Genomic DNA, 21,297 nt, shown 5'->3' on the forward strand with positions numbered 1-21,297 from the left:
GTGCAGTTCATTCCGCCTGTTCGCATCGGCCTCTATTTCCCGCTTTATCCGGTGTGTCCGCTTTGCCGGACGTCCGCCTGCCCATCCATTTTTAAGGAGTTCCGCCATGTGGACCAAGCCCGCTTATACCGACCTGCGTTTCGGCTTTGAAATCACGATGTACATTTCGAACCGTTAATCCGTAGCGTCAGCATCATCCCCATAGCCCCGGCCAGCCGGGGCTATTTCTCTGGCGCGGTCTAGCCGCTGCCTTCTTCAGCAAGCATGCACATTCACATTCTCGGCTCCGCGGCCGGCGGCGGTTTTCCTCAGTGGAACTGCAATTGCGCGAACTGCGCGGGCTTTCGTAACGGCCGCCTCAACGCGAAGGCGCGCACGCAGTCGTCGATCGCCGTCTCGGACGATGGCGAGTCCTGGGTTCTCTGCAACGCATCGCCCGATATCCGCGCGCAATTGCAGGCTTTTGCGCCCATGCAACCGGGCCGCGCGCTGCGCGACACCGGCATCGCGGCCATCGTGCTGATGGACAGCCAGATCGACCACACGACCGGCCTCCTGAGCCTGCGCGAAGGCTGCCCGCACGATGTCTGGTGTACCGACATGGTCCACGAGGACCTCAACACGGGCTTCCCGCTTTTCCCGATGCTCACGCACTGGAACGGCGGCCTGCGCTGGAACCCGATCATTTCGGGCGAAGCCTTCACGATTCCCGCCTGCCCGAACCTGCGCTTCACGCCTTTCGCGCTGCGCAGCGCAGCGCCGCCTTATTCGCCGCATCGGCACGATCCGCATCCGGGCGACAATATCGGCCTCGTGATCGAGGACACGCGCACGGGCGGCAAACTGTTCTACGCGCCGGGTCTGGGCGAAGTCGATGAAGCGTTGCTCGCGCGCATGCACGAAGCCGATTGCCTGCTGGTCGACGGCACGCTCTGGCACGACGACGAAATGCAGCGTCGCGGCGTCGGCACGCGCACGGGCCGCCAGATGGGCCATCTCGCGCAGAGCGGCCCCGGCGGCATGCTGGAAGTGCTCGATCAGTTCCCGCACGCGCGCAAGATCCTCACGCACATCAACAACACGAATCCGATCCTCGACGAAGACTCGCCCGAGCGCGCCGAACTCGCTCGCCGCAACGTCGAGGTCGCCTTCGACGGCATGAGCATCGACCTGTAACACCGCATGACGTGCGCGTTCCGTACGCGCACGTCATGCACTCCTCCCGCAGCAGACATTGGACAGAAACATGAAGGCCGCCCTCACTCCTGAGCAATTCGAACAGGCCCTGCGCGCCAAGGGCGCGTTCTATCACATCCACCACCCGTATCACGTGGCGATGTATGAAGGCCGCGCGACCCGCGAACAGATCCAGGGGTGGGTGGCGAACCGCTTCTACTACCAGGTCAACATTCCGATGAAGGACGCGGCGATCCTCGCCAACTGTCCCGACCGCGAAGTGCGCCGGCTCTGGATCCAGCGTCTGCTCGATCACGACGGCGCGCCGGGCGAGGATGGCGGCATCGAGGCGTGGCTGCGTCTGGGCGAAGCCGTCGGGCTCGATCCCGATCAACTGCGTTCGCAGGAACTGGTGCTGCCGGGCGTGCGTTTCGCCGTGGATGCGTATGTGAATTTCGCGCGCCGCGCGAGCTGGCAGGAAGCGGCCAGCAGTTCGCTCACCGAACTGTTCGCCCCGCAAATTCACCAGTCGCGCCTCGACACCTGGCCGACGCACTACCCGTGGATCGATCCGCGCGGCTACGAGTATTTCCGCTCGCGCCTTGGCCAGGCGCGCCGCGACGTGGAGCACGGCCTGCAGATCACGCTGCAGCACTACACGACCTGGGAGAGCCAGCAACGCATGCTGGAAATCCTGCAATTCAAGCTGGACATTCTCTGGACCATGCTCGATGCGATGTCGATGGCCTACGAACTGGGTCGTCCGCCGTATCATACGGTCACGAACGAACGTGTCTGGCACAAGGGGATCGCACTGTGAGCACCACGCCTTTCGACCGCAATCTGAAACCCGTCTGGCGACGCGGCTACCGCTTCCAGTTCGAGCCCGCGCAGAACGCGCACGTGCTGCTCTATCCCGAGGGCATGATCAAGCTCAACGATAGCGCCGCCGCCATCGGCGGGCTGATCGACGGCACCCGCGACGTCGCGGCCATCGTCGCGCATCTGGACGCGCAATTCCCGGGCGTGCCCGAACTGGGCGAGGACGTCGAGCAATTCATGCTCGTCGCGCGCGAAAAGCACTGGATCGATCTTGTCTGACGAACGCCTCACGACTGGCGCGGCACCTGCTGCAACCGCCGCGCCGGGTAACGCTCAACCCGCCGTGGGCCTGCCCTTGTGGCTGCTCGCGGAGGTGACCTACCGTTGCCCGCTGCAATGCCCCTATTGCTCTAACCCGCTCGACTTCGCGCGCCAGGGCGAGGAGCTGAGCACCGAGCAGTGGATCCGCGTGATGACCGAGGCGCGCCAGATGGGCGCCGCGCAGATCGGCTTCTCCGGCGGCGAGCCGCTGGTGCGCAAGGATCTGGCGGAACTGATCGCCGAGGCCCGCAGGCTCGGCTATTACACGAACCTCATCACCTCGGGTATCGGCCTGAACGAGCAAAAGCTCGCGGATTTCCAGCGCGCCGGCCTCGATCACATCCAGATCAGCTTCCAGTCGAGCGACGAAGAAGTGAACAACATGCTCGCCGGTTCGGGCAAGGCATTCGCGCAAAAGCTTGCGATGGCGCGCGCCGTGAAGGCGCACGGCTATCCGATGGTGCTGAACTTCGTCACGCACCGCTACAACATCGACGAGATCGACCGCATCATCGAGCTATGCATTGCGCTCGAAGCGGATTTCGTCGAACTCGCAACCACCCAGTTCTACGGCTGGGCCAAGCTCAACCGCGCGCTGCTGCTGCCCACGCGCGAGCAGCTCGAACGCGCCGAGCGCATCACCAACGAGTATCGCGAGAAACTGGAAGCAAGCGGCAACCCCTGCAAGCTGATCTTCGTGACACCTGACTATTACGAGGAACGCCCGAAGCCCTGCATGGGCGGCTGGGGCGCGCTCTTTCTCACGGTCACGCCGGACGGCACCGCTCTGCCCTGCCACGGCGCGCGCATGCTGCCGATCGACTTCCCCAACGTGCGCGATCACGATCTGCGCCACATCTGGTACGAATCGTTCGGCTTCAACCGTTTTCGCGGCAACGCGTGGATGCCCGAGCCGTGCCGCTCGTGCGACGAGAAAGAAAAGGACTTCGGCGGCTGCCGTTGTCAGGCCTTCATGTTGACCGGCGACGCCGCGAATACCGACCCGGTATGCGGCAAGTCGCCCGAGCATCGCATCATCGTGCAGGCCCGCAGCGAAGCCGCGCAACCCGTGCAACCGATCCAGAAACTGATCTTCCGCAATGACAGGAACTCCCGCGAACTCAGCAAGCCCTGAGCGCGTCAGCGCCGAACAGGCCGTCGCCGCCGGCAAGGACTTTGGCGAACTGGCCGCGTCGGCGCGCGGCGTATTCTGGACTGCCTACGATCCCGCCGATGCCGCCACCCGCCTCTGGCAGTGGCGCAGCGGCTCGGCGGCGCGTTGCCTCACGCCCGATGGCTTCAGCGTGCGCGGGCGCGTCTACGAATACGGTGGCGGCTCCTTCTGTCTTGCTGAGGATGCCGTAGTATTCGCCAACGAGAAGGATCAGCGACTATACCGCCAGCCCGTAGAGGGCGAAGCCGCGCCGGTAGCGCTCACGCAAGCGGGCCTGCGTTACGGCGATCTGCGCTACCGCGACGGTTTGGTGCTTGCGGTCGAGGAAGACAGCGGCACGCACCGCATCGTCTCGATCGCGCTCGCGGACGGCGCGCGTACGGTGCTCGTAGAAGGCGCCGACTTTTATGCAAGCCCTTGCCTGCGTGCCGATGGCGCGCGTCTCGCGTGGATCGAATGGCAGCGCCCGCATCAACCGTGGACCGCCACCCGTCTGCGCAGCAGCGAGCGCGACGCGAGCGGCGCATGGCTGCCCGCGCACACGCTCGCGGGCGACGACATCGAGGATGCGTTGCAGCAACCGCAGTTCGACGCGCACGGCACGCTGTATTGCCTGAGCGATCGCGGCGGTTTCTGGCAGCCGTGGCGCGAACAGGGCGATGCGTTGCAAGCACTGCCTGCCGCGTCGGCCGATCATGCAGCGGCGCCGTGGCAACTGGGCGCTCGCAACTGGATCGCGCTCGACGACGGTTCGAGCCTCGCCACATGGACGGACGAAGGCTGGGGCGTACTCGGCCATCGCGCGGCCGACGGCGCACTGCATACACTCGCGCCCGAATACAGCCGCTTTCGCAATCTCGCGGCGGACGACGAGCACTTCTACTGCCTCGCCGCATCGCCCACCTGCCCCGCTGCGGTACTCGCGATCCGTCGCGACGATTACCGCATCGAGGTGCTCGCCGATGTCTCGCCCATGATGCCGGTCGAGCGCATTCCTGTGCCCGAGCGGCTGCGCTTTGCGAGCGGTGACGCCGAATCGCACGCTTATTTCTATGCACCGCCAAGCATTGAAAGCAGGCAAGCGCCGCCGCCCGTCGTCGTATTCATTCACGGCGGCCCGACTTCGGCCTGCTATCCCGTGTTCGATCCGCGCATTCCGTACTGGACGCAGCGCGGCTTCGCCGTCGTCAATCTCAACTATCGCGGCAGCACCGGCTATGGACGCGCGTACCGCCAGGCGCTGCACGAAAGCTGGGGCGTGGTTGATGTGGACGACGCCTGCAACGTGGTCGCGCATCTGGCCGCGCAACAGCGTATCGATCCCGCGCGCGCCTTCATTCGCGGCAGCAGTGCGGGCGGTTACACGACACTGTGCGCGCTCGCCTTCCGCGACGTATTCCGTGGCGGCGCGAGCCTCTACGGCGTGAGCGATCCGCTCACGCTGGGCCAGCACACGCACAAGTTCGAAGCCGACTATCTCGACTGGCTGATCGGCGACGCCGTGGCCGACGCCGAACGTTATCGCGCACGCACGCCGCTATTGCATGCCGACCAGATCCGCGTGCCCGTGGCGTTCTTCCAGGGCGAGCTGGACGCGGTGGTGACGCCCGACCAGACCCGCAGCATGGTGAGCGCGTTGCAGGCCAACGGCATCGCCACCGAGGCCCACTACTACGCCGACGAGCGTCACGGCTTTCGCAAGGCCGTCAATCAGGCTCACGCACTACAGGCCGAATACGCCTTCTATTGCGGCGTTCTCGGTCAAACGCCACTTTGATCGCGCGTCAGTAAGCGTCAGTAAGCCCCGGTAAGCCCATAAGCGTGCATGAAACGAGCACGCTCATGGGCCACGCTGGTGCGTGCCTGCGCGCATTGACTCGCGTGGCGTAACACCCAGCACGCATACGCAAACGTAAAACGTTTGCGATCGTTTGCGCGCGCAACAATCCCGAGGCAATCGACAGGCCCGAACCTTGCATGCCTGCACCGTCATGTTCACATTCATGTCACGGAACCCTGCATGTCGAATCCGCAAGCCATCGTCGATCTCACCCACGAAGTCAAACGCCTCGCCACGAGCAAAATCAGCGACATCAACGACATCAATCGCGAAACCACGTTTCTCGCGCTGAACGCGCTGATCGAAGCGGCGCGCGCGGGCGACGCGGGCAAGGGCTTCGCCGTGGTCGCGAATCAGGTCAAGCACGTCTCGCGACGCATCTCCGAGATCACGTCGACCTTGAACAAGGATCTCGCGGGCTCGCTGTCCACGCTCACGCAACTGGGCGACAGCATGATCGACCGGCTGCGCTCGCACGACGGCCAGCGTTGCGCCGACCTCGCGCTCAACATGATCGACGTGATCGACCGCAATCTCTACGAGCGCTCCTGCGACGTACGCTGGTGGGCGACCGATTCGGCGGTCGTCGAATGCCTCGCCGCGCGCGACGGCGCCGATGCGTCGGCCACGGCGGCGCACGCGGCCGAGCGCCTTTCCGTGATTCTCGACAGCTACACGGTGTATCGCGACCTCTGGGTGGTCGACGAGCACGGCGTGGTGGTCGCTAATGGACGCCACGCGCAGTATCCGGTGCGCGGCCATAACGTCGGCGAGACCGCGTGGTTCAAATCGGCGATGAAAACGAAGTCGGGCGCGGACTATATCGCCGCCGACATCGAAACGCTGGCCCCGCTGCGTCATGCGCAAGTTGCGACCTACGCCACCGCGATCCGCGAAGGCGGGCGCGCCAATGGCCGCGTGCTGGGCGCGCTCGTGATCTTCTTCGACTGGGCGCCGCAGGCGGGCGCGGTCGTCAAGGGCGTGCGTTTGAGCGAGGAAGAATGGACCCGCACGCGCTGCATGATCCTCGATTCATCGTTTCGCGTGATTGCCGCGTCCGACGACAAAGGCATTCTCACCGAGCGCTTCCGGCTTCAGGCCGATGGCAAGCAGGCGGGCTTCTATGCCGCGCTCGACGGCTCGGTGGTCTCGTTTGCCGCGACGCCCGGTTACGAAACCTATCGGGGTCTCGGCTGGTACGGGGTGATCTGCCAGAAGCCCGTGCAGGCCGAATAAGTTTTGGCTTGAACGTTATCGCGCGGCGTCACTGCCCACCACAGGAAAGGTCGCCTTCCTTGCAGTGAAGCTGCGCGTCCAGGCGCTTTGTCTGCTCCTGCGTGAGTTCGTCGATGCACAGGCCGTACATCGACGAATTGATGCTGCCGCCACTCGTGCCCATCGTATTGAAGCTGCACTGCGCGTCGCGCCACGCGAGCCACGCGCGCTGGGCCTTGCGCAGATGATCCGCGCCATCCTTGCTCACCTTTGCGAGCAGCGCGCGATAGGTGTCGTTGAGCCGCTGGTCGGATGCCTTCATCGTGCGGCCCACACAGTCGTCCATCGCCAGTTGCGTGGGCGCGTTGTTCAGACACTCGGGCTGAGCGGCGAAGCACGACGAGGCGCTCGCGAGTAGCAGCACACCCGCGTAAAGCCTGGAAAAACGCGAGAAAAAACGCATGCGATGGCACTCCATAACGGTGACGGAGCAAGACTATGCCATACGCGCTGTAACACCCAATGCAGCCCGTCATTCGCCTGTCTCTGTAGCACACGCCCCTTGCTTTTCGCGTCAACGACAAACTTCGGCCACGCGGCACGCGGCTTGCTACGGCAATCCATCGGCGGCTCATTGACGCAACGGATCGACGCGACTGTTCACCCGCGCACGTAGACGCGCGGCCACCTCGCACGCGATCTGCAACCTTTTTGTATGATTGCATTTGCATCAATTTCAGCCACTTAGCCCCGTAGAGGGCGCGCTGTTTAGCGTCAGCAGCGTGAAAAACCGGTCGATATTCCCGTCCTTCCTGTATCGACCCCGAACCATCGCAAAGAATCGGAAAAAAATGCCTGCCCTGAACGCGATCGACCCGCTGCGCTTCAAACGCATCATTCAAAGAAACGTCGCGCTGCCGCTGCTCGCCGGAATCGCGACGGCCGTAGCCTTCGTCGCGCTGATCGCCTACCTGGTTTCGACGATGAACTGGGCCGAGCACTCCGAGCGCGTGATCGGCGAAGCGTACGAATTGATGCGCGTGCAGGCCGACCGCGAATCGAGCCTGCGCGGCTATCTGCTCGACGCCAACGAGCGCATGCTCGCGCCCTTCGAGACCGGCCGCCCCCGCTTCGCCGCACAGGTCGAGAACCTGAGCGGGCTGGTCGCCGACAACCCGCCGCAGGTCGAACGGCTCAAGCGCATCCTCGCGCTCGGGCAGCAATGGGACAAATCCGCGAGCGAGGCCGTGCGGCTGCGCCGCAATCATGACGCCGTGCTGGCGACGGTCCAGAACGACAACGGCCAGGCCAACGCCGACGCCCTCCAGCGCGAATTCGCCGATTTCCTCGCCGAGGAAACGCGGCTGCGCCAGGATCGCACATCGGCGGCACGCAGCCTGACCATCACGACCGTTGCGGTATTTCTCGCGCTCACCGTGCTCGTGAACGGTCTGCTCGCGTGGCTCGGCCGCCGCGAGATGACCGCGCTCTCCGCCACCTACGACGACGCGCTGCGCAGCCAGGCGGAACAGGCCGAAGCGCTCGGGGAGCAAGTGTGGCTGCGCTCGGGCCAGCGCCTGCTCGCCGAAAGCGGCATGGGCAAGGAAGCGCTCGCCGAAGTGGCCGGCGCGATGCTCGACTGCCTTGCGGGCTATCTGAGCGCGAGCGTCGCCACGCTCTATGTGCGCGACGCCCACGATTTCGCGCTGCGCCGCGTGGCGACCTTCGGCTTCGGCGACGAAAGCGGCTACAACGTGCCGATCCTCCAGGACGGCCAGACGCTGGTGGGCCAGGCCGCCGCCTCACGGCGCGTGATCGAATTGCGCGATGCTCCGGCCGGTTATCTGAAGGTCGAATCGGGGCTGGGCTCGGCCGCGCCCGCCTCGCTGCTGATCTCGCCCATCGACACCAACGGCCAGATCAACGGCGTCGTGGAATTGGCCTTCATGCGCGCGCTGCTGCCGCGCGACAGCGAATTTCTCAAGCGCGTGGCGGGCACGATGGGCGATCTGGTCGAAGCCGCGATCTCGCGCGAACGGCTCCAGGCCGCTTACGGCGACGCGCAGCAACTCAACCACGAACTCCAGGTGCAGCAGGAAGAACTGCGCGTGGCCAACGAAGGGCTGGAGGAACGCGGCCGCGCGCTGATGGATTCGCAAACGCGCCTCGAAGCGCAACAGGTCGAGCTGGAACAGACCAATGTTCAACTGGAGGAATACGCCCGCCGCCTCGAAACGCAAAAGAGCGAACTGGAGCGCGCCCAGGGCGAACTCACGCGCAACGCCGAGCGCCTCGCGCAATCGAGCCGCTACAAATCCGAATTCCTCGCCAACATGTCGCACGAGTTGCGCACGCCGCTCAATAGCTCGCTGATCCTCGCGAAGCTGCTCCAGCAGAACCGCACCGGCAACCTCAGCGAGGAACAGGTGCGCTACGCGGCCACGATCCATGCCTCGAACACCGACCTGCTCGCGCTCATCAACGACATCCTCGACCTCTCCAAGGTCGAAGCGGGCCAGGTTCAACTGATGCTGGAGACCATCAAGCTCGACGATGTGACGAGCTCGCTGCACGAAACCTTCGCGCCGCTCGCGCGCGAAAAACACGTCGCGCTCACGATCGACCGCCTGCCCGGCGTGCCGGATGCCCTCACGACCGACGGCCAGCGCGTGTTGCAGATCCTGCGCAACCTGCTGTCGAACGCGCTGAAGTTCACGGCGCGCGGCGAAGTCTCGCTCACGGTCTCGCCGGTCGACGCCAATGTCGTGCGCTTCGACGTGCGCGACACCGGCATCGGCATCGCTCCGGACAAACTGGAGATGATCTTCGAAGCCTTCCAGCAGGCCGACGGCTCGACGAGCCGCCAGTACGGCGGCAGCGGGCTCGGGCTGTCGATCTCGCGCGAGCTCTCGCGTCTGCTGGGCGGGCGGATCGGCGTGGCGAGCGAACCGGGCGTGGGCAGCGTGTTTACGCTCTGGCTGCCGCTCGACAGCACCGCCGCCGCGCGGCTCGCCCAGGCCGAAGACGCCGCCCAGGCGGTGATCGCCGGGGCGGTCCACACCGGGGCGGTCCATACCGGGGCGGTCCATGCTGGGACAACTCATGCCAGGGCAAGCGCACCGCGCGCTGAAGTCGCATCGCCCGCTGGCGCGCCGGTTCTGGAAGCGGCGACCCCGCTCAATGCGGCCGAGCGGGCCGGCGAGGCCATCGTCGCGGCGAGCGCCGCCGCCTCACAAGCCGCCGCGGCGATCGCCGACGACCGCGCGCATCGCACCGGCAACCGCGCGATCCTCGTCATCGAGGACGACCTGCCCTTTGCCGAAATCCTGCGCGACCTCGTGCGCGAACTCAAATTCGACTTCCTGCACGCGGCGGACGCGGCGAGCGGCTACGCGATGGTCAAGGACCAGGCGCCCGTGGCCGTGCTGCTGGACGTGGGCCTGCCCGACCGCTCCGGCCTCTCCGTGCTCGAATGGCTCAAGGGCGACCCGCTCACGCGCCATATTCCCGTGCATATCGTCTCGGCCACCGACCACGCCGACAAGGCGCTGCACCTGGGCGCGATCGGCTACACGCTCAAGCCCACGGCGCGCAGCACGCTCGAAGCAGCGATCCGCCGGCTCGAATCGCGCCTGGAACAGCGCGTGAAGCGCGTACTGGTGATCGAGGACGACTACGCGATGCGCGAAAGCATCCGCGCGTTGCTGGTGGGCGACGGCGTGCAGATCGTCGCCGTCGGCACGCTCGCGGACGCCCACGCGCAGATCGCGCAAGGCGCCTTCGACTGCATCGTCACCGACCTCACGCTGCCCGACGGCACCGGCTACGACCTGCTGGAAAAGCTCGCGGGCGAAGCGGGCGTGGCGCCCCTGCCGGTGATCGTGTACACCGGCCGCATGCTCTCCGACGACGACGAACAGCGCCTGCGCCGCTACTCGAAATCGATCATCATCAAGGGCGCGCGCTCGCCGGAACGCCTGCTCGACGAAGTCACCCTGTTCCTGCACAGCGTGGAATCGTCGCTCGCGCCCGAGCAGCAGCGCATGCTGCGCGCGGTGCGCCAGCGCGACGACACCTTCGAAGGCAAGACCATCCTGCTGGCCGAGGACGACGTGCGCAACATCTTCGCGCTGTCGCATGTGATCGAACCGCTGGGCGCGAAGCTGCTGATCGCGCGCAACGGCCGCGAGGCGCTGGACCTGCTGGGCGGCACCGAGCCGGTGGACCTCGTGCTGATGGACGTGATGATGCCGGAAATGGATGGCCTCGCCGCCATGCGCGCGCTGCGCGGCGATCCGCGCTTTGCGCGCGTTGCCGGCCTGCCGGTGATCGCGCTGACCGCGAAGGCGATGGCCGACGACCGCCAGCGCTGTCTGGAAGCGGGCGCGGACGACTACGTTTCCAAACCGATCGACGTGGACAAGCTGGTATCGCTGTGCCGCGTCTGGCTGCGCAAGTAAGATCATGAGCGAATCCACCCAACCCGCGAACGCGCCCGCCAGCGCGCCCTCGACCTTGCACGTCGCGCGGCCGGCGCTGAGCGTCTTCGACATCGAGTTGCGCCTGCTGCTCGAAGCGATCTACCTGCGCTACCAGCACGACTTCCGCCACTACTCGTTGCCCTCGCTGCGCCGCCGGCTCGAAGAAGCGCGGCGCGACTTCGGCGTGGCGTCGCTGAGCCAGTTGCAGGACCGCGTGCTGCGCAGCCCCGACGACTTCTCGCGCCTGTTCGGCTACATGACGATCCAGGTGAGCGACATGTTCCGCGACCCGGAATACTTTCTGGCGCTACGCCATCACGTGCTGCCGGTCCTGCAGACCTATCCGTCGCTCAAGGTCTGGGTGGCGGGTTGCAGCTCGGGCGAGGAACTCTGGTCGCTCAAGATCCTGTTCGAAGAAGAAGGACTCGCCGAGCGCACGATCTTCTACGCCACCGACATCAGCCCGCAGGCGCTGGAGCGCGCGGAATCGGGCATCTATCCGGTCGACCGCTTCGCGGGCTTCAGCCAGAACTACCTGGCGGCGGGCGGACGGCGCACACTGTCCGACTACTACCACGCGGCCTACGGCGGCGCGCGCCTGTCCAGCACGCTCAAAGAGCGCGTGGTATTCGCCGACCACAGCCTCGCCACCGACGAAGTGTTCCTCGAAGCGCACCTGGTGTCGTGCCGCAACGTGCTGATCTACTTCGACCGGCCGCTGCAGGACCGCGCGATTGGCCTGTTCGAGCGCGCGCTGGTGCGGCGCGGCTTTCTTGGCCTCGGCAGCAAGGAGAACCTGCGCTTTTCGAAACGCCATGAAGCCTTCGACGAATTCCGCGCCGCCGAACGCATCTACCAGAAGCGCTGAGCCCCAGCGAACCCGAACCTCACCGCCCAATACCACCCACCCATCGCATAGCGCCATGCCCGCCGCCCGCCCTCAACACGACCCGGCCACCGCCAGCCAGCCCGCCTCACGCGCAGCGCGCGCCGTGGCGGGCCCGTTCGACGCCGTGGTGATCGGCGCGTCGGCGGGCGGCGTGGATGTGCTAGGCCAGATCCTGCCGAAACTGCCCGTGCACTTCGGCGCGGCCGTGCTGATCGTGCTGCACCTGCCGCCCGCCTCGCCAAGCTTCCTGGTGCGCGCACTATCCGACCGCTGCGCGCTGCCGGTGGCCGAACCCGACGCAGGCGAGCCGATCGAGCGCGGCCACGTCTATATCGCGCCGCCCGACTACCACATGCTGGTGGACACCGACGCGAGCATTGCGCTGTCGATTGCCGGGCCGGTGCGTTACTCGCGTCCCTCGATCGACGTGCTGATGGAATCGGCGGCACCGGTGTACGGATCGCGCCTGCTGGGCGTGCTGCTCTCGGGCGCGAACGACGACGGCGCGCGCGGCCTCGCGGCGATCCGCGCGGCGGGCGGCACGACCTGGGCACAGACGCCCGCGACGGCGACCGCGCCGCAGATGCCGGAAGCGGCTATCGCGCTTGGCGCAGTGAATGAAACGATGACACCCGCCCAACTCGGCGCACGGCTGGCCGCATGGCCGGAGATGAAACTGGATTGACCCGGATAAACCGCATGAACCTGCCCACCGTCAATGTGCTGATCGTCGACGACATCGAGCACAACCTCACCGCGCTGTCGGCCCTGCTCGCGCAGCCCGACGTGCGGTTGCTCGTGGCCCGCTCCGGGGTCGAGGCGCTCGAACTGCTGCTCGAACACGACGTCGCCGTGGCGATCCTCGACGTCAACATGCCGGGCATGAGCGGCTTCGAACTGGCCTCGCTGATCCGCGGCAGCCCGCGCACCGCGCACGTGCCGATCATCTTCCTCACGGCCACCTCGCAGGACGCGATCCGCACCTTCCAGGGCTACGAAGCCGGTGCGGTGGACTTCCTCTACAAGCCCATCGAGCCGCGCATCGTGCAGTCGAAGGTGAGCATCTTCGTGCAACTCGAACTGCAAAAGCGCCAGCTTGCGGAGCAACTCGCGGCCACGCGGCAGATGCTCGAAGCCAACGAAATGCTGATGGCGGTGCTGAGCCACGATCTGCGCTCGCCGCTCTCGGCGGTGATGAGTTCGGCGGAATATCTCACGCGCGCTTCCAGCGACGAAAAGATCGTTGCCGTGGGGCGGCGCATTGAGCATTGCGGGCGGCGCATGACGCGTATGGTCGAGCAGTTGCTGAACCTGGCCCGGCTGCAAGGCGGGCGGTTGCCACTGCGGCGCTCGGAGGTGCAACTCGATGCGCTTTGCCAGGCCGTGATCGAGGAGTTTGCGGCGAATGCCGCTATTGTTGCCGGCGGGCGGCTGGTGTTTGAAGCGCAGGGCGATCTTGCCGGACTGTGGGACTCGGATCTGATCGCGCAGGCGGTGGCCAATCTCGTCATCAATGCGCTTACGCATGGGGAAGCCGATGCGCCCGTGCGATTGCGGGTCAGCGGTGAGTCGCCAGTCGAGGTGCTCGTGACGGTGGCTAATCGCGGCGCGATTCCTGCCGATGTCATGCCTATGCTGTTTGCCGCTTTTAGTACCGCGACGCGCGCCGAGCGGCAAGGGTCCGGGCTTGGGCTCGGGCTCCATATTGTTCGGCTCATCGCCAGGACGCATGGGGGGGATGTCACTGTGACCTCTAATTCGGCGGACGGGACCGCTTTTACTATTCGGTTGCCGCGGAAGCCTTTGGGCGGGGGCCAGGTGTTTGAAATTGGGCTCGCTTGAATTTGAATTTTGGAATACTGACTGATTAGGAGTGCCTTGGCATTTCCTTGTTTTCTTGTCGGTTTGCCAGGGTTGCCCCTGTGCGGGGCGGCACCTACTTTCTTTGCCGCGGCAAAGAAAGTAGGCAAAGAAAGCCGCTCACACCGCCAGTGTGACGAAGTCCACAAACTGCCGTACAGGGGGAAAGGTATAGGAGCGTCTGTCATCTCGCACCACCAAACCTGGTGACAAGGCCGTCATACCTCCGGGGGCGCTACGCGCCCCGTGGGGCATAACCGGCAAACCGAAGGTTTGCCAGAGCTCGCGAAAATGCCTTTAGTAAGGGGTTTCCCTCGCAGACCCTTCCGCTGCGAGCGTAGCGAGCAGCGGGATGAATGAGCCCTTTGTCACTTCGTTGGATGGCGCGAGGTGGCAGACGCCCCTATACCATTCCCCCTTGGCGGCTGGTTGTGGACTGCGTCACACTGGCGGTGTGAGCGGCTTTCTTTGCCTACTTTCTTTGCCGCGGCAAAGAAAGTAGGTGCCGCCCCGCACAGGGGCAACCCTGGCAAACCGAAAAGAAAACAAGGAAATGCCAAAAAAAGTCCTGCAGCGAAGCGCCCAGAAATGCGTCCCGAATGCATCCGTCAGGTTGCCTGGACATCGTTTTCAGCGTCCCTTCATGAAGCTTGTGTGGCCTATCCACTTCATCCACACATACGCCATCGCGATCGCGCATCCACGGCAAGATGCGCACATTCACGTAGCACGTCGCGATTCACTGACTACAATGTGTTGGTGCATGCAACGCAGCAAGGCCGCACTGCACAGTCGGTCAGTTCAGACGTAATCACCGCCCTTGTGACGTTTCGATTCCTTCACTGGAGGCATGCCCATGACGTGCCTGAACGAAAGGATGGTCGGCGCTGCTTTGCTCCTGCTAAGCGGCTATGCATTCGCGGGCGGTCCCGCCGGCGATGTGCCCGAGGAAATGACGGTTGCCAACATAGCGCCGCTGCCGCCAGAGGTCGTCTCGACCATCCCCGAAACGCAAAGCTATCTGCATCACTACGAGATGCAATATCAGGCGAGCGAGACCACGCCTTTCTACTCGCAGATCAGTCAGTTCTATAGTGCCCAGCTAGGCCACACGTACACGTATGTGACGGAACACGCGCCCCCCTCAAGTGCGCCCACGCAGTCCGCGCAGTCCGCGCAATTCCTCGCCACCGGCCCATCGACCGCGCCGCAGATTTCCATCGTCCAGTTGCCGACTTCGAATACGGCGCTCGGCGCGGCCCCGCAGCGCAGGCTCTCGCTGACCGTCGACGACTGGGTGTTCTCGGGCACAGCGCGCGTGGCCGTGCTGCATTCGCACGATTCCGGCGCGACGCTCACTGTCCGGCACGGCTTCTGACACCACGGAACGCGCAGGCGACCGGCCTGCACGCCTTCGTCTAACGCAATGAAGCGCCCGACGCTGGCCCGGCCTGCCCGCGCCGCAACCCGGGGCTCGGCCGCCATGATCGGCCGCCCAAAGCGCTTCGAGTCGTGCCAACCCGACCAGAACCTTCCTGAATGCGACGCGGCCCACCGCCCGGCCACGCGTGGCGCGCGCGTACCGGCAAGTTAGCGCGATCGTTCTATGCGCCGCCCCGGTCTCTCCCTTACCGTGCCAGTCATGCCGCGCGCCGCGCCGCCACGACGACACCAGGAGAACCGCATGACCGCGACCGAACGCTCGCACGCTTTCGCCCTCACCCTGTCCTGCCCGAGTGCGGCGGGTCAGGTCGCTGCCGTAGCAGGCTTTCTCGACCGCCACCGCTGCTATATCGACGAGCTAACCGTGTTCGACGACGCCGATGGCGAGCGCTTCTTCCTGCGCTGCGTGTTCCATGAAGTCGTCGCCGACGGCACCCAGGGTTCGCTCGACCTCGCCGCGCTGCGCGACGATTTTGCGCCCACGGGCCGCGCGCATGGCATGGACTGGGCCATCCACGATCTGCGTCAGCGCCCCAAGGTGCTGCTCCTCGTTTCGAAGCTCGAACACTGCCTGAACGATCTGCTGTTCCGCTGGCGGGTGGGCGAGCTGGAGATGGACATCGCCGGCATCGTCTCGAATCATCCGGACTTCGAATCGATTGCCCAGCAGCATCGTCTGCCGTTTCATCATCTGCCCGTCGATGCCAATACGCGCGAGCAGCAGGAAGCGCAGTTGCTGCATCTCGTCGAAAGCAGCGGCGCCCAGTGGGTCGTGCTCGCGCGCTACATGCAGATTCTCTCCGACGCCACCAGCGCGAAGCTCGCGGGCCGCGCGATCAACATCCACCACTCCTTCCTGCCCGGCTTCAAGGGCGCGCGGCCTTATCACCAGGCGCACGCGCGCGGCGTGAAGCTGATCGGCGCGACAGCGCATTTCGTGACCGCCGATCTCGACGAAGGCCCGATCATCGAGCAGGAGGTGGAACGCGTGAATCACGCCTTCGGGCCGCAGCGTCTGCTCGCAGTCGGGCGCGATCTCGAGTGCGTGACGCTGGCGCGCGCGCTCAAGGCCGTGCTGGAACACCGCGTGTTTATCAATGGGGCGAGAACGGTCGTGCTGTAAGCAGGCGTCCTGGGCGGCGCGTTCAGGTGCCGCGCCGCCGCCGGGCCTCGGCGGCGAGGCCTGCCAGCGTGTCGGCGCTCAGGCGCTGGGCCACGCGCCGCACATAATCGTGATGGTGCGCCTGCAAGGGCGCGCGCAGATGTTCCGCATGCAGATAACGCAGCAGCGCAATGCGCCGATGCCCGCGCGCCATGCTGTGCTCCAGCAGCGCGAGCGCGGCCTGCGCGTCGCCCGAGGCGGCGCGTTCGGTCAGTTCGATGGTCAGCGCCCGGACACGGGCGGGCAAGCCGTCGTTCATGGGAAGAGGCAAAATCGAAGTCTCGATGCCCTCAGCATGGCGCGGCCAGGGCGGCTACGATAGAACACGCGCGGCATCGCGGTGGAATCGCGCCGCCGCTGAGCGCTTTTGCGATGGTTGTTGGCGCAAAATGACAAATGCGCGCGCGCCGGATCGGCGACGCTTGGGCTGCGGGCTTTGTCCCCGGTTCGCCAACGTCGCTGTGCTCATTGCGCCCGTTGCGCCCCCTTTTGTGCTTCCTTCGTGCTTCTTGTGCTGCACCGACACACCACCATGCCCGTCGACTCCTTTGCGCCTGCTGCGTCGCCCATGCCCTCGCCCGCCGAACCGTCCGAGGGCCGCATCCGCTTCGGCATCGTGCTGCTGCCGAACTTCACGCTCACCGCCTTCTCGGGCTTTGTCGACATGCTGCGCCTGTCCGCCGACGATGGCGACTACAGCAAGCCGGTGCGCTGTTCGTGGCGCATCGTCGGTGAAACGCTCGCGCCGGTGCGAGCGAGTTGCGGCATCCAGATCGCGCCGTGGGAGACGTTTGCCGAAGCCGGCGAATTCGATTACGTGGTCGTGGTAGGCGGTCTGCTGCACTCGGGGCCGCAGGCCAGCGACGAGACGCTGCGCTTCATCCGCAACGCCGCCCAGGGCGGCGCCACGCTGGTCGGCATCTGCACGGGCGCCTTCTCGCTGATGCGCGCGGGCGTGCTCGACGGCCATCGCGTCTGCGTGAGCTGGTTTCACTACTGGGATTTCATCGAGCGCTTTCCGAACGTCAATGCCGATGCGCTCGTCGCCGACCGTCTGTTCGTCATCGACCGGCGGCGCATCACCTGTTCGGGCGGGCGCGCCTCGATCGACGTGGCCGCCGCCATCCTGCTGCGCCACTTCGACCACGCGACCGTGCAAAAGGCGCTGCGCATCCTGCTGGTCGGCGAGATGCAGAAAGGCAACGCGCCGCAGCCGCATCCGCCGGGGCTCGATCCGGCCACGCACCCCAAGGTCAAGCGCGCCATTCTGCTGATGGAACAGCATGTCGGGCGCAACGTGCCGCTCGAGGAGCTGGCCTGCAAGCTCAATCTTTCGCCGCGTCAGCTGGAGCGGCTCTTCAAGGCCGCAACGGGCAAGAGCCCGCGTACGTTCGCTAACGGCCTGCGCCTGCGCACCGCCGCGTGGCTGCTGACCAGTTCGGATCGCACCGTGGCCGATATTGCGTCGAGTTGCGGATTTTCCGATGCCTCGCATCTCGGGCGCGAGTTCCGCAAGCAGTTTGGCGTGCCGCCGATGATGTTCCGCGAGCAGCGCAGCGGCCAGGAGGAGGTGAGCATCGAGGCCTTCGACGACTTCCTGCGCAGCAGCAAGCCGGCCGCCGTCACACCGCTCGAAGTCGATTCCGACTGAGCCCCTCCGCCTCTCCAGACTCGCTAGGCTCGCCCGGCCCGCCGCTCGAAGCTCGGCGCATGGCCAAACTGCACGCGATACGCCTTGCTGAAATGGCAAGGCGAATTGAAGCCGCAATTCGACGTGATGTGCGCCACCGACATATCGGTCGTGCGCAGCAATTCACGCGCGCGTTTGAGACGTAAGGTCAGATAGTAGTGCGCGGGCGAAATGTTCAGATACGCCTTGAACATGCGCTGCAAATGCCGCTGGGAGAGCCGCACCAGACGCGCGAGTTCTTCGAGCGAGAGCGGCTCCTTGAGATTGGCTTCCATGAGCCGCACCACCTCTACGAGTTCCGCGCGCGAGAAGCCCACACGCGCATCGACGGGAATCGGCTGTAGATCGCTCGCGCCGCGAATGCGTTCGAGGATGAACTGTTCGGAAACCTTCGCGGCCAGCGGTTGCCCGAGGCGCGCGCTCACCAGATCGAGCATCAGGTCGAGCGGCGCGGTGCCGCCCGTGCAGGTCAAACGGTCGCGATCGACCACGAAAAGCTCATCGGCGAAATGCACGCGCGGGAATTCTTCGTGCAGCGCCGAAAGACTCTCCCAATGCACCGCGCAGCGATAACCGTCGAGCAGCCCGCTCGACATGAGCGCATAAGCCCCCGTGCAGATGCCGCCGAGCGGCCGACCGGTTTGCGCGATCTGCGCGAGCGCCGCGCGCACGGTGTCGTCCACCACCTCGCGAATGCGGATGCCACCGCACACGATCATCACGTCCGGCAGGCTTTCGGGGTCGAGCGCCTGCGTAGGCCGCACGGTGATGCCGTTGCTTGCGCGCGCGGGCTGGCCGTCCAGCGAGTAGATCGACCAGCGATAGTGCTCGCCGTCGCCAACATAGTTGGCCATGCGCAGCACTTCGACCGCGCTGGAAAACGCGATCATCGAGAAATGCGGCAAAGTCAGGAACCCGAAATGCCTGAACGACGATGCCTGGCTGGAGACCGGGTCTGCTGACTTCGCTGGAACCGCTGCGCGCGCATAGTCCAGGCGCTGCGTTCGAACCGCTTCGGCGATGCCGGTAGTCACATTGCGCCCCTTGTAGGGAGACGTCTGGAGACAAAGATTGGCGAGCCGCCTGCGCTCGCCACCTACATTTACACGCGCACGATCAAGCCTCGGCGGGCACGGCTCGCACCCGGAACACCTGCTTGAGTCCCGAGAACAGCGGCGCCTTCACCGCGCCGGGCGCACGCCCAAAGCTCTCGGTGATGCGGTCCAGAATGATCGCGAGCAGCACGACCGAGAGACCGCTTTCGAAACCGAGCCCAATATCGAGGCGCTGAATGCTCGCGAGCACGTCGTTGCCGAGGCCGCCCGCGCCCACCATCGAGGCGATGATGACCATTGAGAGCGCCATCATGATGGTCTGGTTCACGCCCTGCATGATCGACGGCAGCGCATTGGGAAACTGCACCTTGTAGAGCAGTTGCCACGGCGTGCAGCCGAACGCCTGCCCCGCTTCCACGATCTCGCGGTTCACATGACGGATGCCGAGGCTCGTGAGACGCACGGCGGGCGGCATGGCGAAGATCACCGTCGAGAGAATGCCGGGCACGCGTCCGAGCCCGAACAGCATCGCCGCCGGAATCAGGTAGACGAAAGCGGGCATGGTCTGCATCAGGTCGAGAATCGGCCGCACGATGGTCTGCACGAGCTTGCTCTTGGCGGTCCAGATCCCGAGCGGCACGCCCAGCACGAGGCTGATGAGCGTCGAAGACAATGTGAGCGCGAGCGTGATGACCGTTTGATCCCAGAAGCCGGTCGCATAGATCAGCAGCAGCGAGGCCAGCGCGAACATCGCGAAGCGCCAGCCCACGCGCCAAAGCCCGCCCACCACGAAGATCGCCATCAGGAGCGGCATGGGAATGCCTTGCAGCCCTTGCTCGATGAGTCTCGCAAAGCTCTCGATACCTTTGCCGATGGTGTCGAAGGTGTTGGCGTCGTGATCGAGCAGATAGTGAACCGACTCGTCCACCCAGCGGCCAAGCGGAATGATCTCAGACATGGTGACTCCCGTTGCGCATCATGACCTTGAGGACGGCCGCCTTGTCGATGGAGCCGCAGAAGCGGCCTTCGTCGTCGACCACGGGCAGCGCCACCGGATTCGCGCACACGCGCGACACGACCTGCTCGAGCGGCGCGCCGCGCGAGATCGATTCGATTTTCTTGAGCTGCGGTTTGGCCACGCCAATCGCGTCGCGCGTGACGAAGCCGCTGATACGGCGTTCAGCGTCCAGCACGAAAGCGTAGTCGGCGCTGCCATTGAGCGAAGCGGCCACGCTCGTGGCGTCGAGCGAGCGCACCAGCGGCACGCGTTCGGCCTGCATGAGGTCGCCGGCCGTGAGGTAGCGGCTCGTGTCCACGCCATCGAAGAAGGCGCGCACATAGTCGTCGGCGGGATTGCTGATGATCTCGCGCGGCGTGCCGATCTGCACGATGCGCCCGCCCTCCATGATGGCGATGCGGGTGCCGATACGCAGCGCCTCCTCCAGGTCGTGCGAGACGAACATGATGGTGCGGCGCTGCTCCTTCTGCAAGTGCAGCAGGACGTTCTGCATTTCCTTGCGCTTGAGCGGATCGAGTGCGGAAAACGCCTCGTCCATGATCATCAGCGACGGGTTGACCGCCAGCGCGCGCGCAAGGCCCACGCGCTGCTGCATGCCGCCCGAAAGTTCGGCGGGCAGCTTGTGGGCGAAGGCGGCGAGTCCCACCTGTTCAAGCACTTCCAGCGCGCGTTGCTCGCGTGCCTTGCGCCCCATGCCCGCGACTTCGAGGCCGAACGCCGCGTTCGACAGCACGGTGCGTTGCGGCATCAGCGCGAAAGACTGGAACACCATGCTCATGTCGGTGCGGCGCAGCGAGACCAGTTCCGAGCGACGCACGGCGGCAATATCGCGGCCGTCGATCACCACCCGGCCCGCAGTCGGCTCGACCAGACGGTTGATCAGGCGGATCAGCGTGGATTTGCCAGAGCCGGACAGCCCCATCAGCACGAAAATTTCGCCTTCCTGGACTTCGAAGCTGGCGTTGTTGACGCCCAGAACGTAACCGGTCTTGCGGAACAGTTCGTCCTTGGTCGCGCCGCTCGCCAACATCTCTCGCGCGAGCTTGGGGTTGGGCCCGAACACCTTGCAGAGCCCGTCAACCACGATCTTGGGGGATTTCATCGAGTCCATCTCCTCGTGATGCAGGCGCCGGCCCGCACTGTGTCTGAAC

At 65.3% G+C, this 21,297-nt stretch carries 19 protein-coding genes; 14 read left to right on the forward strand and 5 right to left on the reverse strand.

Going from position 1 to position 21,297, the window contains the following annotated elements; genetic code table 11:
• The first annotated feature begins 106 nt into the window (after nucleotides 1-106).
• The 7 genes from pqqA (at nucleotide 107) to U5782_RS18430 (ending at nucleotide 6,569) form a co-directional block, all read left to right on the forward strand.
• Nucleotides 107-178 (forward strand): pyrroloquinoline quinone precursor peptide PqqA, encoded by a 72-nt coding sequence (pqqA, locus tag U5782_RS18400; protein ID WP_084162062.1) that lies wholly within the window; start codon nucleotides 107-109, stop codon nucleotides 176-178.
• 86 nt (nucleotides 179-264) lie between these two features.
• Nucleotides 265-1,176, forward strand: a complete 912-nt coding sequence (gene pqqB, locus U5782_RS18405; RefSeq protein ID WP_322045295.1) for a pyrroloquinoline quinone biosynthesis protein PqqB — start codon at nucleotides 265-267, stop codon at nucleotides 1,174-1,176.
• Between the two features lie 70 nt (nucleotides 1,177-1,246).
• The gene (gene pqqC, locus U5782_RS18410) at nucleotides 1,247-1,996 is read left to right on the forward strand and encodes a pyrroloquinoline-quinone synthase PqqC (protein WP_322045296.1); all 750 of its coding nucleotides are present in this window, start codon (nucleotides 1,247-1,249) and stop codon (nucleotides 1,994-1,996) included.
• Nucleotides 1,993-2,277, forward strand: coding sequence for a pyrroloquinoline quinone biosynthesis peptide chaperone PqqD (gene pqqD, locus U5782_RS18415; protein ID WP_322045297.1), 285 nt, complete (start codon nucleotides 1,993-1,995; stop codon nucleotides 2,275-2,277). Before pqqC ends, pqqD begins: the two co-directional genes overlap by 4 nt.
• Complete coding sequence (gene pqqE, locus U5782_RS18420) at nucleotides 2,270-3,454, forward strand: pyrroloquinoline quinone biosynthesis protein PqqE (RefSeq protein ID WP_322045298.1); 1,185 nt, start codon at nucleotides 2,270-2,272, stop codon at nucleotides 3,452-3,454. The genes pqqD and pqqE overlap by 8 nt, the downstream gene beginning before the upstream one ends.
• Nucleotides 3,420-5,270, forward strand: coding sequence for an alpha/beta hydrolase family protein (locus U5782_RS18425; protein WP_322045299.1), 1,851 nt, complete (start codon nucleotides 3,420-3,422; stop codon nucleotides 5,268-5,270). The genes pqqE and U5782_RS18425 overlap by 35 nt, the downstream gene beginning before the upstream one ends.
• A 243-nt stretch (nucleotides 5,271-5,513) precedes the next feature.
• The gene (locus tag U5782_RS18430; RefSeq protein ID WP_322045300.1) at nucleotides 5,514-6,569 is read left to right on the forward strand and encodes a methyl-accepting chemotaxis protein; all 1,056 of its coding nucleotides are present in this window, start codon (nucleotides 5,514-5,516) and stop codon (nucleotides 6,567-6,569) included.
• Nucleotides 6,570-6,597: 28 nt separating this feature from the next.
• Here U5782_RS18430 and U5782_RS18435 read toward each other — a convergent pair whose 3' ends face one another.
• A complete protein-coding gene (locus U5782_RS18435; RefSeq protein ID WP_322045301.1) occupies nucleotides 6,598-7,011 on the reverse strand; it encodes a lysozyme inhibitor LprI family protein in 414 nt (137 codons plus the stop codon).
• A 388-nt stretch (nucleotides 7,012-7,399) separates the two neighbouring features.
• Between U5782_RS18435 and U5782_RS18440 the strand changes: the two genes are divergently transcribed.
• From U5782_RS18440 to U5782_RS18465, 6 genes are all read left to right on the forward strand, one after another.
• A complete protein-coding gene (locus tag U5782_RS18440; RefSeq protein ID WP_322045302.1) occupies nucleotides 7,400-11,008 on the forward strand; it encodes a response regulator in 3,609 nt (1,202 codons plus the stop codon).
• A gap of 4 nt (nucleotides 11,009-11,012) precedes the next feature.
• Nucleotides 11,013-11,897 carry a CheR family methyltransferase gene (locus U5782_RS18445; RefSeq protein ID WP_322045303.1) on the forward strand — a complete coding sequence of 295 codons (885 nt, stop codon included), beginning with the start codon at nucleotides 11,013-11,015 and terminating at the stop codon, nucleotides 11,895-11,897.
• A 55-nt stretch (nucleotides 11,898-11,952) separates the two neighbouring features.
• Complete coding sequence (locus U5782_RS18450; RefSeq protein WP_322045304.1) at nucleotides 11,953-12,603, forward strand: chemotaxis protein CheB; 651 nt, start codon at nucleotides 11,953-11,955, stop codon at nucleotides 12,601-12,603.
• Nucleotides 12,604-12,617: 14 nt separating this feature from the next.
• Nucleotides 12,618-13,760, forward strand: a complete 1,143-nt coding sequence (locus tag U5782_RS18455) for a hybrid sensor histidine kinase/response regulator (protein WP_322045305.1) — start codon at nucleotides 12,618-12,620, stop codon at nucleotides 13,758-13,760.
• Nucleotides 13,761-14,634: 874 nt separating this feature from the next.
• Nucleotides 14,635-15,156, forward strand: a complete 522-nt coding sequence (locus U5782_RS18460) for a hypothetical protein (RefSeq protein WP_322045306.1) — start codon at nucleotides 14,635-14,637, stop codon at nucleotides 15,154-15,156.
• Nucleotides 15,157-15,462: 306 nt separating this feature from the next.
• Nucleotides 15,463-16,344, forward strand: a complete 882-nt coding sequence (locus tag U5782_RS18465) for a formyltetrahydrofolate deformylase (RefSeq protein ID WP_322045307.1) — start codon at nucleotides 15,463-15,465, stop codon at nucleotides 16,342-16,344.
• A 22-nt stretch (nucleotides 16,345-16,366) separates the two neighbouring features.
• On the opposite strand, the gene U5782_RS18470 is transcribed toward U5782_RS18465, so the two are convergent.
• Nucleotides 16,367-16,642, reverse strand: coding sequence for a hypothetical protein (locus tag U5782_RS18470; RefSeq protein ID WP_322045308.1), 276 nt, complete (start codon nucleotides 16,640-16,642; stop codon nucleotides 16,367-16,369).
• Nucleotides 16,643-16,951: 309 nt separating this feature from the next.
• On the opposite strand from U5782_RS18470, the gene U5782_RS18475 reads away from it, so the two are divergent.
• Nucleotides 16,952-18,034, forward strand: coding sequence for a GlxA family transcriptional regulator (locus tag U5782_RS18475; protein WP_322045467.1), 1,083 nt, complete (start codon nucleotides 16,952-16,954; stop codon nucleotides 18,032-18,034).
• Between the two features lie 23 nt (nucleotides 18,035-18,057).
• Here the strand turns inward: U5782_RS18475 and U5782_RS18480 are convergent, their stop codons facing one another.
• The 3 genes from U5782_RS18480 to U5782_RS18490 form a co-directional block, all read right to left on the reverse strand.
• Nucleotides 18,058-19,068 (reverse strand): GlxA family transcriptional regulator, encoded by a 1,011-nt coding sequence (locus U5782_RS18480; protein ID WP_322045468.1) that lies wholly within the window; start codon nucleotides 19,066-19,068, stop codon nucleotides 18,058-18,060.
• 121 nt (nucleotides 19,069-19,189) lie between these two features.
• Nucleotides 19,190-20,086 (reverse strand): choline ABC transporter permease subunit, encoded by an 897-nt coding sequence (choW, locus tag U5782_RS18485; protein WP_322045309.1) that lies wholly within the window; start codon nucleotides 20,084-20,086, stop codon nucleotides 19,190-19,192.
• The gene (locus U5782_RS18490; protein ID WP_322045310.1) at nucleotides 20,079-21,248 is read right to left on the reverse strand and encodes a glycine betaine/L-proline ABC transporter ATP-binding protein; all 1,170 of its coding nucleotides are present in this window, start codon (nucleotides 21,246-21,248) and stop codon (nucleotides 20,079-20,081) included. Before U5782_RS18490 ends, choW begins: the two co-directional genes overlap by 8 nt.
• Between the last annotated feature and the right edge of the window lie 49 nt (nucleotides 21,249-21,297).

Source organism: Paraburkholderia sp. J67, from assembly GCF_905220265.1.
Classification (GTDB): Bacteria; Pseudomonadota; Gammaproteobacteria; order Burkholderiales; family Burkholderiaceae; genus Paraburkholderia.

Bases quoted from the DNA above. Each gene is read 5' to 3' on its own strand.
- U5782_RS18470 (WP_322045308.1), bottom strand. From the start codon at position 16,642: ATGAACGACGGCTTGCCCGCCCGTGTCCGGGCGCTGACCATCGAACTG.
- U5782_RS18445 (WP_322045303.1), top strand. From the start codon at position 11,013: ATGAGCGAATCCACCCAACCCGCGAACGCGCCCGCCAGCGCGCCCTCG.
- U5782_RS18435 (WP_322045301.1), bottom strand. From the start codon at position 7,011: ATGCGTTTTTTCTCGCGTTTTTCCAGGCTTTACGCGGGTGTGCTGCTA.
- pqqB (WP_322045295.1), top strand. From the start codon at position 265: ATGCACATTCACATTCTCGGCTCCGCGGCCGGCGGCGGTTTTCCTCAG.
- U5782_RS18455 (WP_322045305.1), top strand. From the start codon at position 12,618: ATGAACCTGCCCACCGTCAATGTGCTGATCGTCGACGACATCGAGCAC.
- U5782_RS18475 (WP_322045467.1), top strand. From the start codon at position 16,952: ATGCCCTCGCCCGCCGAACCGTCCGAGGGCCGCATCCGCTTCGGCATC.
- U5782_RS18490 (WP_322045310.1), bottom strand. From the start codon at position 21,248: ATGAAATCCCCCAAGATCGTGGTTGACGGGCTCTGCAAGGTGTTCGGG.
- U5782_RS18430 (WP_322045300.1), top strand. From the start codon at position 5,514: ATGTCGAATCCGCAAGCCATCGTCGATCTCACCCACGAAGTCAAACGC.
- choW (WP_322045309.1), bottom strand. From the start codon at position 20,086: ATGTCTGAGATCATTCCGCTTGGCCGCTGGGTGGACGAGTCGGTTCAC.
- U5782_RS18450 (WP_322045304.1), top strand. From the start codon at position 11,953: ATGCCCGCCGCCCGCCCTCAACACGACCCGGCCACCGCCAGCCAGCCC.
- U5782_RS18465 (WP_322045307.1), top strand. From the start codon at position 15,463: ATGACCGCGACCGAACGCTCGCACGCTTTCGCCCTCACCCTGTCCTGC.
- U5782_RS18440 (WP_322045302.1), top strand. From the start codon at position 7,400: ATGCCTGCCCTGAACGCGATCGACCCGCTGCGCTTCAAACGCATCATT.
- pqqC (WP_322045296.1), top strand. From the start codon at position 1,247: ATGAAGGCCGCCCTCACTCCTGAGCAATTCGAACAGGCCCTGCGCGCC.
- U5782_RS18460 (WP_322045306.1), top strand. From the start codon at position 14,635: ATGACGTGCCTGAACGAAAGGATGGTCGGCGCTGCTTTGCTCCTGCTA.
- U5782_RS18425 (WP_322045299.1), top strand. From the start codon at position 3,420: ATGACAGGAACTCCCGCGAACTCAGCAAGCCCTGAGCGCGTCAGCGCC.